Source organism: Cupriavidus sp. IK-TO18 (assembly GCF_015549295.1).
Lineage (GTDB): Bacteria > Pseudomonadota > Gammaproteobacteria > Burkholderiales > Burkholderiaceae > Cupriavidus > Cupriavidus oxalaticus_A.
Window position 1 is genome coordinate 16,519 of record NZ_JADGMP010000012.1, and the last position, 12,429, is coordinate 28,947.

Below are 12,429 nucleotides of genomic sequence, written 5' to 3' on the forward strand. Positions count from 1 at the left end.
CCTGCCTGCCGGGCTCAGTGGCTGGCCCACGGCAGCGGTTGTTCGTTCAGGCCCCAGTACACGCTTTTCTGCTCCATGTACTGCAGGATGCCCAGCCGTCCCTTCTCGCGGCCCAGGCCGCTGTCGCGCCAGCCGCCGAACGGCGTCGAGATCGAGAACTGCTTGTAGGTGTTGATCCACACATTGCCCGCCTGCACCGCACGGGCCACGCGCCAGGCGCGCTTGTAGTCGCGCGTCCAGATGCCGGCGGCCAGCGCGTAGACGCTGTCGTTGGCCTGTCCGATCAGGTCGTCCTCGTCGTCGAACGGGATCGCCACCAGCACCGGCCCGAAAATCTCTTCCTGGCAGATGCGGGCGTTGTTATCCAGGCCTTCGATGATGGTGGGCGTGTAGAAGTAGCCGTTGGGCAGGCCGGCCACGTCGGGACGCACGCCGCCGGTGCGCAGCTGGCCGCCTTCGTGCACGCCGGTCGCGACGTACGATTCGATGCTGTCGCGGTGGCGGTCGGTGATCAGGGGGCCCATCTGGGTACGTTCATCGGCGGGGTCGCCAACGCGCAGGTGCGAAGCGGCGGCCGCCAGGCGGTCGATGAACGGCTCATACTGCGAACGCGCGACGAACAGGCGCGAGCCGGCGATGCACGACTCGCCCGACGAGCTGAAAATGCCGTACAGCACGCCGTTGACCGCGTGGTCGAGGTCCGCGTCGTCGAACACCATGGTCGGCGACTTGCCGCCCAGCTCCAGCGACACCGGCATCATCTTGTCGGCGGCGATATGCGCGATGTGCTTGCCGGTGGTAGTGCCGCCGGTGAACGACACGCGCCGCACCAGCGGATGCTTGGTGATGGCATCACCGATCACCGAGCCCTTGCCCGGCAGCACGCTGATCAGGCCCTTGGGCACGCCGGCTTCTTCGCAAATGCGCGCCAGTTCCAGTGCCATCAGCGGCGTGACTTCGGCCGGCTTGACCACCACGGCATTGCCGGCGGCGAGCGCGGGGGCCATCTTCTGCGCCTCGCTGGCGATCGGCGAGTTCCACGGCGTGATCGCCGCGACCACGCCCATCGGCTCGTAGACGCTCATGGTCAGGCAGTCGCCGCGCTGCGGCGTGATGGTTTCTTCCAGCGTTTCGCAGGCGGCGGCAAAGAACTGGAAGGTGCCGGCTGCGCTGGCGACCAGGGCGCGCGTTTCGCTGATGGGCTTGCCGTTGTCCAGGCGCTGCCGTTGTGCCAGCGGCTCGGCTTGTGCGCGGATCAGTTCGGCCACGCGGTACAGCACAGCGGCACGCTCGTGCGGCTTGCGCTGGGCCCAGCCGCTGGTAAGGAAGGCATGGTGCGCGCCCTGCACGGCTTCTTCCACGTCAGCCGGGCTGGCGGCATTCAGTTCTGCGACGACCTCGCCGGTCGCTGGATAGCGCGTGCCGTAGCGGTCGCCCGTGCCGAGGCGCCATTCGCCGGCGATGCAGATGGGGAGGACTTCTTGTGGGTTCATGTCGTTGCCTGCTAAGTCTGTGGGGCGTGGCTGCCGGAACTAGATCGATACCGCATGCGCGCGGTTGCCCAGCGCCCGCACCACGCTGAACACCGTCAGCGCCGACGTCTTCGGATTCGCCGCCAGCGGCTTGCCCCGCATCGTCAGCTCGAACCCGCCAAACGCCCCGCGCGCTTCCACGTGATGCACGTTCTCCACCGCATGCGGATCGGCCAGCAGCTTCACCGCAGTGCGATCCAGCCCGAGGCCGGCCAGCGACACCGTGGCGGCGACGTTGGCGTTCTTCGGGTACAGGCGCGCGGCGTCGCGCGCCGTGCCTTCGAAGATCACCGTCGCCTCGGTCAGCGCATCCAGGTCGAACAGCTTCTCGGCCGGGGTGCCAGCCCAGGCGCGCGCCGGCTTGCGGCCGGTGTAGATCACTTCATCCAGCCCGCCGACGCGCGCCGCGGCCAGCGCGTCGATGGCGCCGATGGCACCGGACAGCAGCTGCACCTGCGTGCCGCCACGGCGTGCCGCCGCTTCCAGCCGCTCGGCCATGCCGGGCTCGGACAGCGCGCCCACCGACACCACCATGCACGGGATGCCGCGCTCCAGCGCCGGCACGATGTGCTCTTCCAGCGCATGGTGGCCGGCGCACTCGACCAGCAGGTCGGGGCGCTGGTCGTCAAGGTGCGTGGCCACGCGGGCGCTGGGCGCCAGCGCGGACAGCGCGCCGCGGGCCTCGTCCATCGCGCTCTCGGGCACGATCACCACGTCGAAGGCGACGTCGGGATCGCTCTTGAGCAGCTCAAGCACGCCCCGGCCGATCGCACCGCACCCAATCATGGACACATGCAGCATTTTTCTGCTCTCCTCAGGCGCTGACGGTGGCCTGTTCCGAAGCCGGGGTTTCCTTGTTCACCGGCGGGCCGGCAAACACGGTCTTGAAGCTGCCGATCGACAGCATGTCGATTTCCAGCAGGAACGGGCCGGGCTCCACCGTGGCCTGCTCCAGCGCGGCGCCGACTTCGGCCAGGCTGCTGACGCGCGCATGGCGCAGCGACAGCGACCTGGCCAGCGCGGCGTAGTCGGGCGTATGCAGGTCGACGTAGTGGCGGCGGCCGCCGTACTGCGCGTCCTGGATGTTCTTGATCACGCCGTAGCCCTTGTCGTTCATCAGCACGATGACCATGTCGGCACGTTCCTGCACGGCAGTCGCCAGCTCACCCAGGTTCAGGATGAAGCCGCCGTCGCCGGCCAGCGTGAAGGTCTTCTTGCCCGACGCGGTGGCCGCCGCGCCGATCGCGGCGCCGATGCCCATGGCCAGGCCCTGGCCAATGCCGCCGCCCAGCGCATGCACGCCGGCGCGCGAGTCGAAGATGCGCAGTTCGCGATTGCCCCAGGTGCTGTTCGACACGGTCACGTCGCGCACCCAGTTGAAGTTGCGGCCGACTGCGCCTTGCAGCGCCTGCACCAGTGCCGAGTACGGGCCCAGGCCATCGACCAGGCCGTTGACGGCGACGTCATGCGCGCGGCGCAGGTCGGCGGCGAAGGCCGGATCGACCTTCATGCGCTTTTCGAGCCGATCCGCGAGCGCGTCCAGCGCCAGCGCGGCATCGCCGCTGACAAAGTAATCGCTCTGGTAGCAGCGGCCTTCGGCGGCGGGATCGGCGTCGATGCGCAGCAGCGGGCGCGGCAGCTTCAGTTCGTACTTCAGCGTTTCATTGCCGCGCAGGCGCGAGCCCACCACCAGCATCGCGTCGCAGGTCTGGTAAAAGGCCTCGACCGGCTTGTGCAGGTTGTAGGCGCCCAGCGAGCGCGGATCGTCTTCCGCCACGATGCCGCGGCCTTGCGTGCTGGTGACCACGCCGAAGCCCAGGTCCAGCAGGCGCTGCACCTGCTTGCTGGCGTGGCGGGCACCGCCGCCCAGCCACAGCAGCGGGCGTTTGGCATTCACCAGGCGCTCGGCCAGCGCGTCCAGCGCGTGCGCCGACGGCACATGCTTAGGCACCGGCAGCGGCTGCAGGTCGGCCGGCAGGTCGATCAGCGCGGCCTGTATGTCGATGGGGATCTCCACGCTGACCGGGCCGGTCGGCGCCGTCAGCGCGGTCTGCACCGCCAGCTTGATGGTGCTGATCGCGGTGTCGGCGCTGCGGATGCGGAAGGCGGCCTTCGACACGGCCTTCAGCATGGTGAGCTGGTCCGGCGCTTCGTGGATGTAGGCCAGGCTCTGGTCCAGGTACGGCGTCTCGATCTGGCCGGTGATATGCAGCATCGGCGTGCCGGCGGTCAGCGCTTCGACCATGGCGCCGGCGGCATTGCCCGCGGCGGTGCCGGTGCTGGTCAGGCACACGCCCAGGCCGCCGGTGGTGCGGGCGTAGGCGTCGGCCATGTTGGTGCCGCCCGCTTCGCCGCGTGCCGGCACGAAGCGGATGTGGCCGCGCTCGCCCATGGCGTCGAGGATCGGCATGTTGTGGATCGAGATCACGCCGAACGCGGCCTTGACCCCGCACTGCTCGAGAAACGCCGTGATGGCGCAGCCGACGGTGACCTGCTGTTGTTCGTACTGGTGTTGATTAGGCATGACGGGAGTGTCCTCCGGAGATATCGATATGGCTGCCCGTGGTGTACGAAGACAACGGCGAGGCAAGGAACAGGATGGCGCGGGCTGCCTCGACGGGCAGGCCCAGGCGGCCAAGGGGAATATGTTTCTGCTGGGCCAGGCGCGCGGTCCACGCGGCCCAGTCCAGGTGGCGGTCTGCTTCAGGACGCGCCTCGAAGCGGCGGCGCCACTGGCCCGATTCGACCAGCCCGATCAGGATGCCGTTGACGCGGACACCCTTGGGCGCGAATTCGGTGGCCATCGAGCGCACCAGGTTCAGCACGCCGGCGCGCGCGGCGGAGGTCGCCACCATGTGCGGCTCGGGCTGTTGCGCCAGCAGCGAGTTGACGCAGACGATCGCGCCCTGGCCCGACTTCTCCAGCTGCGGCAGGAAGGCGCGCGTCGGGTGGATCACCGAGAAGAACTTGAGCTGCAGTTCGTCCATCCAGGCCGCGTCTTCGGTATTGGCGAAGGTGGACACGCGGCCCTGGCCGGCGTTGTTGACCAGCATGTCGACATTGCCGAGCTTCTGCTGCACGTCGGCCGCGAAGGCGGCGACCTGTTCCGGCTTGAGCACGTCGCAGGTGGCGGCATGGAGCCGGCACCCGGGGAATTTCTCGCGCAACTGCGCTTCGGCGCTGCGCAGGCGGGCTTCGTCGCGGCCGCACATGGCGACGGCGGCGCCCGCTTCGAGCAGCAGTTCGACGGTCGCCAGCCCGATGCCGGAGGACCCGCCGGTAACGACGGCAACCTTGCCGCCGAGTTCAATCATGGACATTGTCCTCACTCCCGATACAGATTCACGACCTTGCCGGCGCTGTGCAGCGACAGCCGGTAGTCAAGCAGGCGCGACAGCTCGCCCGCTGTGCTCCTCACCTTCTCCACCATCGCGTCCAGCTGTTCCGGATCGATATGCGCAGCGGGGATGGTGGCGCCCAGCGCCGCCACCACCTTGCCGGTGCGGTCGCGCACCGGCGCGGCAATGGTCGAGATGCTCGATTCGAAAAAGCCTTCCTGCAGCACGTAGCCACGCTCGCGGTCGCGCTGGACGATGGCAAAGAGCGCATCGACCGTGCGCGGCGTGCTGTCGGAGAACACTTCCAGCTGCGCCTCCGGATACAGCGCGTGCAGTTCCGCCAGCGGCAGGTCTTCCAGCAGCACCCGGCCCAGCACCGTGGCATGCGCGGGCAGCCGCGTGCCGACGTTGACCGAGCTGGCGAAGGGCCGCGGCGACACCGCCTTGGCCACGTAGACGATCGAACGCCCGTCGCGCACCACCAGGTTGGTCGGATAGCCGATCTCGTCGCGCAGCCGCTCCAGCAGCGGGCGGCCCAGTTCGGTCAGCTCCAGCGACGCCAGGTACTCGAACCCCAGCCGCAGCACCGCCATGCCCAGCCGGAAATCGCGGCCGCCATCGGCGCGCTCGACAAAACCCAGCATTTCCAGCGTGGCCAGCAGGCGGAACACGGTGGAGCGCGGCACCTTCAGGCGACGCGCCAGTTCGGCGGCCGACATGGTGCGGTCCTTGCTGCTGAACTCGCCGAGCAGGCGCAGCCCGCGCTCCAGGCCCGGGACGATGTACTTGTCCGGGGTTTCGTTGGCGGCTGGCGTCGTCGGGATGGCGTTGGTGCTCATGGTCAGTGCGTGCGGACAGGCCGATGGCGCATCAGCGCTTGATCTTCGCGAGCGGGTGCTCGGGCGGGTAGGTCGGCGTGACCGGCTTCTTGGCGCCGAGCATCACGCACATCAGCGCGTCTTCCTCGCCGATATTGATTTCCTCGCGATACACGCCCGGCGGCACCGAGACCAGGTCGCGGTCGGTCAGGACGGTCTCGAAGCGCTCGCCATCCTTTTCCAGGATCAGCTTGATCTTGCCGCGCAGGACGAAGAACACCTCTTCCACGTCGGTGTGGATATGCGACGGGCCTTCATGGCCGGCCGGGATGATCATGGTGGAGAAGGTGAAGTGCTCCGACGGCACGGTGTTGGTGTCCGCGGCCACGCCGGTGCCGCCGGTGCCCAGGTAGCGCATCTGCGCGCGGCGGTACTTGGGGTCGTAGTCGGCCTGGAACTTCAGCGCGTCCCAGTCGTACTTGCGCGTGGAGAAGCGCGCCACGCGGCTTTCCATCCACTGGTCGAACGAGGCGCCGTCCGGCTGGTCCCAGGAACGCTTGATGTTTTGCTGTTGGGAAAGATCGCTCATTTGGATTCCTTCGGTTTTCTTCAGTGGATTTCGGATCAATGCATGACAAAGCCGCCGTTGACCGCCAGCGTCTGGCCGGTCACGAAACGGGCAAGGTCGGACAGTGCGAACAGCACCGCGCCGCAGACATCGTCGGGCAGCTGCTCGCGCGAGATCGCGCGTTGCTCGCGGTACAGGTCGTGCCGGTGCTGGGGCACGTACTCGGTGGCTTCCACCAGCGTCAGGCCCGGGGCCACCGCGTTGACAGTGATCTGGTCGCGGCCCAGCTCGCGCGCCAGCGAACGGGTCATGCCGATGATGGCGCTCTTGCTGGCCACATAGGCGAGCAGGTTGGGCGCGCCCCACAGCGGCGTGTCCGAGGCCAGGTTGACCACCGCGCCACGGCCGCTGGCGCGCAGCGCCGGCAGGCAGGCAGCGGTCATCAGCCAGGTGCCGCGCACGTTGACATTCATCACGCGGTCCCAGGTGGCGATGTCGATGGCGCTGGCATCGCGGCCGCCCGAGTCGGTCACGGCGGCGTTGTTGACCAGCCCGTCGAGGCCGCCCAGTGCCTTCACCGCGGCATCGGCGCAAGCCTGCACCGAGGCGGGGTCCGACAGGTCCAGCAGGACCGGCACCACCTTCAGGCCGCGGGCGCGCAGCGCGTCGGCTTCCTGCTGCAGGCGTTCGGCCAGGATGTCGGCCATGGCCACGCTGGCGCCGGCTTCCGCCAGCGACTTCGCGAAGGCCAGCCCGAGGCCGCGTGCGGCGCCGGTGACCAGCACCTTGCGGCCGGCCAGCAGAGCGTTGTTGGTGATGGCCTCAGGCATGGCTGGCGGCTCCGGCGGCTTGCGTGGGCTTGAGCATCGCCACCGGCTCGTCGGCGATTTCCTGGTCGGCGCGGCGCTTCAGCAGACGGCGCACGCGCGTGATGCCGGCGTCGTGCTGGTACAGCATCTCGTGGTCGCGTGCGTTGGGGGCCATCATTTCCAGCACCACGCGGTCCTGCTCCAGCACGTCCCAGTGCAGCTGCTCCAGGCGGTTGCGATAAAGGAAGCGCCACACGTCGCGCTCCCAGCCCTGCACGTGGCGGGTGCGCCAGAAGAACACCATGCAGTGGTCTTCATCCACCGGCGTGGCCATGCCGACGATGCCGAACGGGCCGCCGGGGCCGACCTTGGCGCGGTACGGGATCGCCAGGCGCAGCCACAGCGTGCCGGTCTCGCCGAACTCCACCCAGTCGAAGTTGACGCCGCGCTGGCCGGTCTTCTCGAACACCAGGCCGTGCTCGGTCTCGCGGATCTGCATCACGGCGGACTTCTCGCCGGATGCCATCGAGTGCGACACCGCGTGCAGGTAGGCGCCGTGCATCGGGTCCATCACGTTGTCGATGGCGTAGCGGTAATTGCAGTCCCAGTGCGCCACGCACAGGAAGTTGCTGTGTTCTTCGCTGACCAGTTCTTCCGGCAGGCGCAGCTCGTCGGGGCTGCCTTCGCCCTGCGGGGCCTGGTCGCCGAACCACAGGAAGATCGCGCCGGCCTTTTCCTGCACCGGGTAGCTGCGCACGCAGGTGCGGCCTTCCAGCGGGCAGCTTTCCACCGCCGGCACGCTCTTGACCTGGCCGTCGCCGCCGACTTCCACGCCGTGGTACCAGCAGGCGACGCGGTCGCCCAGGTTCCAGCCCATCGACAGGCGCGCGCCGCGATGCGGGCAGCGGTCTTCCAGCGCGTGGACCTGGCCGGCGCCGTCGCGCCACAGCACGATGTTCTGGCTCAGGCGGGTGATGCCGATCGGGGCATGGCTCACCGCCCACGAGGCGGCGACCGGGTACCAGTAGTTGCGCAGGCCGGTGTTCAGGCGGGCTTCGGCGCGGGCTTGCTTGTTCGATTCCATCTTGTTCTCGCTAGGGACGCGGTTCTGGCGTGGTTCAGGCGCCCAGGCGGCGCATTTCGGAGAGGAAGCGCTCTTCGGTCCATGGCTGGCCGTCGACGCCCAGGAAGCCGGCGGCGTTGAACGCGCGCACGATGTCCTGCGGGTTCTGCGCGCCGCCTTCGAAGGCGGCCTCAAGCGCGTCGCCCAGCGCGTTCTCGTAGGCGCTCGGCGCGGTGGCGCGGGTCTGCCAGACAATGTTGGCAACCTTGCCGGGTTGTTCGATATGGCCCTTGCCTGCGACGTTGTTCGGCGCCGGACGCTCCCAGGGCACCAGGTTCGGGTTGTACGAGAGGCTTTCCATTGCGCTTTGCTCCATGTCTTGCAGCTTGGGGGACCGTGTTCCGACGCCGCCCGGGCGCGACCTGCTTTTGCGCCCGTCGTGTTTTACTAATGAAACACTGGTTTAGATATTGAACACAGGTACGACTATAGACAACACAACCGTAAAAATTGACTGGGGTAAACCCGCGAAGCCGGGGCCAGGCGGCGCAGTCGGCGCATGACAGGCGCGCCAGCTGAGTGGTGCCGCGCAGTTGGCGGCGCCGGAAAGGGTAAGGCGTTGCCTTGGGGCAGTTAGGGCAGCGCCGAGCGGATCAGGCGCGCCGTAGCGGCGGCCTGCTCGATATAGCAGGCATGGCCGGCGTCGGGGATCAGCGCAATCGGCAGGTCAAAGCGTTCGGCCAGCGTGCCGCAGGCCAGCGGCGTGGTCACCACGTCGTGGCTGCCGCAGGCGATGCGCGTGGGCAGTGACGCCGGCCGGCGCGACAGGTAACGGTCGATATCGTCGCCGCACAGCATCGCCACGGCCTGGCGGTAGCCGTCCGGGTTGAGCCGCTGCATGTTCCACTGCACCCATGCCTGCGCGCCGGCATCGGCCAGTTCGCTCAGCAGCCGCGCCGGTCCGCGTTGCGCCAGCCCTTCCACGCCGAGTGTGTCCAGTGCCGCCAGCCGCTGCTGTGCCACCTGCCGGGCCTGCGCCTCCTTGCCCGCCCCGCCGTAGCCCTGGGCCACGCTCAGCAGCAGCAGCCGCGCCGGCAGGTTCCTCGCGTTGGCGACATAGGCCGCGGCCATCAGCGCGCCCAGCGAATGGCCGACGATCAGCGCCGGCGCAATTCCCAGCCCCTGCAGCAAGCCGTCGAGCCGCTCCGCGTAGTCCGATGCCAGCGGGCGCTCCGGCGCCAGCGGCGTCGAATTGCCGTAGCCCGGCGCGTCCCAGGCGATCACGCGCGCCTGCGCCGACAGCAGGCTGGCGCACGGCAGCCACGAGGCCGCGCCGGAGCTGATGCCATGCAGCAGCACGACGGCCGGCCCGCCGGTCCCGCCGCTGCGGTAGGCCACCTGCGCGCCGCCGTCGACCGTCACCACGCGTTCCGCAAACCCGCTGTTCAGGGCCTCCAGTAGCTGCCGGTCCGGCTGCGTACGAAGGGGGGGGTTATTTTGTTCCATATATGAAACTCAGGTTTGTAAATAAAACTTCTGCAGCATAGGCGTGCGTATTGGGAAACGGGATGAGGGTAAACGATAGGCACATCCGACCCGAAACGTAATCGCGCCGAGCTGGTGCATGCAACGGCTTGCCAGTCCCTGCCCATGGCATCGGGCGCGGCGCCTTTGCCGGTGCGGCAAAACGCGTAGACGGCAAGTCCTCCGGCAGCGCGCGCCGCGCCGTGCCGATGCACCCCCGCGCTCACGCCGGGCCCTGCTCGGGTGCAGCCGGCGGCTGTCCGGCGCGTCGCCGCCCTGCCGCACTAGGGGATAACCCTCCTCGCAGGTTTTGGAAACTCGCGGCTATATTTTGCTCAACGTTTCTTATGTTGTTTGATGTTCCATATATAAAACACAAAAGCGGCTATGGCAGCATTTTTGCTAGACACTGCGGCTTTTGACAGCCTGCGGGATCCACAAGAGGAGAACACCCTGCCAATAACAAGCCTGCCCTGAAACCCGGGCGCCATCGCAGCGCCCGGACCACAAAGACGATTACAAGACGGAAAAACGGAAGGAAACTGGTAGATGAAACTTGCACGAACCGCCGCGGCGCTGCTCGCGGCTTCCCCCCTGCTGGCCTCGGCCCAATCGTCGGTGACGCTGTACGGCGTCATCGATAGCGGTGTCGAGTACGTGAGCAATGTCGGCGCCAACGGCGACAGCCTGGTGCGCATGCCCAACAACACCGCCACGGTGCCGTCGCGCTGGGGCATCCGCGGCACGGAAGACCTCGGCGGCGGGCTGAAGGGCCTGTTCGTGCTGGAATCGGGCTTTTCGCCGGACACGGGCAACGCCAACCAGGGCGGCCGCCTGTTCGGGCGCCAGGCGCTGGTCGGCCTGAGCAACCAGTATGGCCAGCTGTCGTTCGGCCGCCAGTACACGATGCTGTTCTGGGCCATCCTCGACAGCGATATCCTCGGGCCGAACGTGTACGGCTCGGGCTCGCTCGACAACTACCTGCCCAACACGCGCGCCGACAACGCGGTCGCATACAAGGCCAACTTCAACGGCTTCGTGGTCGGTGCCACCTACAGCTTCGGCCGCGACGCGGTCAACGCCGGCCCCAGCCCGGCCGGCACCAACTGCGCCGGCGAGAACCCGGCCGACAAGAAGGCCTGCCGCGAGTGGTCGGCCATGATCGGCTATGACAGCAAGACCTGGGGCCTGATCGCAGCCTACGATTCGCAGCGCGGCGGCCCCGGCGCCTTCGGCGGCCTGACCAACAGCAACCTGACCGACGACCGCCTGTCGCTGGGCGGCTACATGCTGCTGAAGAACACCAAGCTTGGCGCCGGCTGGATCCGCCGCGACAACGAAGGCAGCCCGACGCCGATCAGCGACCTGTACTACGCCGGCGTCTCCTACGACATCACTCCGGCGGTCAACCTGGCCGGCCAGGTCTACTTCCTGAACTACCACGGCAGCGACAACGAGGCCATGCTCTACGCGCTGCGTGCGACATACAGTTTCAGCAAGCGCACCTCGGTCTACGCCACCGCGGGCTATATCAATAACGACGGCCAGCTCGCCATGTCGGTGAGCGGTGGTTCGCCCGGCTCCAACCCCCGCCCCGGCGCGAACCAGTGGGGCTCGATGCTGGGCATCAAGCACATCTTCTGAGTCGGCCGAGTTGGCCACCATGCCCCGGCGCCGCGCGCCGGGCTTCACCAGCCGCTTCACCAGCCATGTTGGCCCCCGGCCCCCGCCGGGCGCCAAGTCTTACCGAGGTCTGAACATCATGAAGTCTGCACGCCGCAAAGTCCTGGCCACGCTGGCCGCCGCCACCACCGTGCTTTGCACCGGCGCCGCCCTGGCCCAGGGCGCGTACCCGAACAAACCCATCACCATCGTCGTTGCGTATCCGGCCGGCGGCGATGTCGACGTACTGGCCCGCATGTTCGCGGAAAAGCTGGCACCGCGTCTGAAGCAGTCGGTGGTGGTGGAAAACCGCACCGGCGCCGCCGGCACCATCGGCAGCGCCTATGTCGCGCGCGCCAACCCCGACGGCTACACGCTGCTGCTGGCGCCCAACACGGTCGCCATCGCTCCGCTGGTGCTGAAGGCCGGCACCGGCGCCAGCTACGACGTGCAGCATGACTTCACGCCGATCTCGCAGATCGGCACGCAGTCCCTGTTCGTGGTGGTCAACAAGGGCACCGGCATCACCAAGGTCAGCGACCTAGTGGCACGCGCCAAGTCGGGCAAGGTGGAAACCTATGCCACGCCGGGCAACGGCTCGCCGATGCACATCATGGGCGAACTGTTCAACAAGTCCGCCGGCATCAAGATCAGCCAGGTGCCGTATCGCGGCCTGGCGCCCGCCATTGTCGACGTGATCGGCGGGCAGGTGCCGGTGACCTACGTCACCTACGGCGCGGTGGCGCAGTACGTGGGCAACGGCAGCCTGGTGCCGCTGGCGGTGGCGGACCTGAAGCGCTCGCCGTTCGCGCCCAACGTGCCGACGCTGGCGGAGCTGGGCTACAAGGATGTCGAGATCGGCGCCTGGCAGGCGCTGCTGGGTCCGAAGAACATGCCCGCCGACGTGGTGCGAACGCTCAATACGCACGTCAACGACATCCTGAAGATGCCCGACGTGGTTTCGCGCATGGCCACCATCGCGGTCACGCCGGCGGGCGGCGAGCCGGCCGCGCTGTCGAAGCTGATCGCCGCGGATACCACGCGCTATACGAAGATCGTGAAGGAGTTCGGCATCCAGGCCGACTGATCCTCGCACCGGCGGCTTCCTGCGGAAG

At 68.0% G+C, this 12,429-nt stretch carries 12 protein-coding genes; 2 read left to right on the forward strand and 10 right to left on the reverse strand.

The window, feature by feature from the left end; genetic code table 11:
- Positions 1-14: 14 nt before the first annotated feature.
- The 10 genes from IPF36_RS10150 to IPF36_RS10195 all read right to left on the reverse strand — a co-directional run bounded on the left by IPF36_RS10150 (position 15) and on the right by IPF36_RS10195 (position 9,634).
- Positions 15-1,493, reverse strand: a complete 1,479-nt coding sequence (locus IPF36_RS10150; protein WP_135703656.1) for an aldehyde dehydrogenase — start codon at positions 1,491-1,493, stop codon at positions 15-17.
- A 39-nt stretch (positions 1,494-1,532) separates the two neighbouring features.
- A complete protein-coding gene (locus tag IPF36_RS10155) occupies positions 1,533-2,333 on the reverse strand; it encodes an aspartate dehydrogenase (protein WP_135703655.1) in 801 nt (266 codons plus the stop codon).
- A 13-nt stretch (positions 2,334-2,346) separates the two neighbouring features.
- On the reverse strand, positions 2,347-4,056 hold the full coding sequence (locus tag IPF36_RS10160) for a thiamine pyrophosphate-binding protein (RefSeq protein WP_195427912.1): 1,710 nt from the start codon (positions 4,054-4,056) through the stop codon (positions 2,347-2,349).
- Entirely contained in the window at positions 4,049-4,852 is an 804-nt protein-coding gene (locus tag IPF36_RS10165) for an SDR family oxidoreductase (protein ID WP_135703653.1), read from the reverse strand. Before IPF36_RS10165 ends, IPF36_RS10160 begins: the two co-directional genes overlap by 8 nt.
- A 5-nt stretch (positions 4,853-4,857) precedes the next feature.
- Positions 4,858-5,709, reverse strand: coding sequence for an IclR family transcriptional regulator (locus IPF36_RS10170; RefSeq protein ID WP_133094905.1), 852 nt, complete (start codon positions 5,707-5,709; stop codon positions 4,858-4,860).
- A 31-nt stretch (positions 5,710-5,740) separates the two neighbouring features.
- Complete coding sequence (locus IPF36_RS10175) at positions 5,741-6,277, reverse strand: cupin domain-containing protein (protein WP_133094904.1); 537 nt, start codon at positions 6,275-6,277, stop codon at positions 5,741-5,743.
- A gap of 35 nt (positions 6,278-6,312) precedes the next feature.
- On the reverse strand, positions 6,313-7,086 hold the full coding sequence (locus tag IPF36_RS10180; protein ID WP_195427913.1) for an SDR family oxidoreductase: 774 nt from the start codon (positions 7,084-7,086) through the stop codon (positions 6,313-6,315).
- A complete protein-coding gene (locus tag IPF36_RS10185) occupies positions 7,079-8,149 on the reverse strand; it encodes an aromatic ring-hydroxylating dioxygenase subunit alpha (protein ID WP_133094902.1) in 1,071 nt (356 codons plus the stop codon). Before IPF36_RS10185 ends, IPF36_RS10180 begins: the two co-directional genes overlap by 8 nt.
- A 34-nt stretch (positions 8,150-8,183) precedes the next feature.
- The gene (locus IPF36_RS10190) at positions 8,184-8,504 is read right to left on the reverse strand and encodes a recombinase-like helix-turn-helix domain-containing protein (RefSeq protein WP_133094901.1); all 321 of its coding nucleotides are present in this window, start codon (positions 8,502-8,504) and stop codon (positions 8,184-8,186) included.
- A gap of 257 nt (positions 8,505-8,761) precedes the next feature.
- Positions 8,762-9,634: an alpha/beta fold hydrolase gene (locus IPF36_RS10195; protein ID WP_195427914.1), complete on the reverse strand. Its 873-nt coding sequence runs from the start codon at positions 9,632-9,634 to the stop codon at positions 8,762-8,764.
- Positions 9,635-10,201: 567 nt separating this feature from the next.
- Here IPF36_RS10195 and IPF36_RS10200 point away from each other — a divergent pair.
- Positions 10,202-11,296 (forward strand): porin, encoded by a 1,095-nt coding sequence (locus IPF36_RS10200; RefSeq protein WP_135703650.1) that lies wholly within the window; start codon positions 10,202-10,204, stop codon positions 11,294-11,296.
- Between the two features lie 118 nt (positions 11,297-11,414).
- Positions 11,415-12,401, forward strand: a complete 987-nt coding sequence (locus IPF36_RS10205; RefSeq protein WP_133094898.1) for a tripartite tricarboxylate transporter substrate binding protein — start codon at positions 11,415-11,417, stop codon at positions 12,399-12,401.
- The last annotated feature ends 28 nt before the right edge of the window (positions 12,402-12,429 follow it).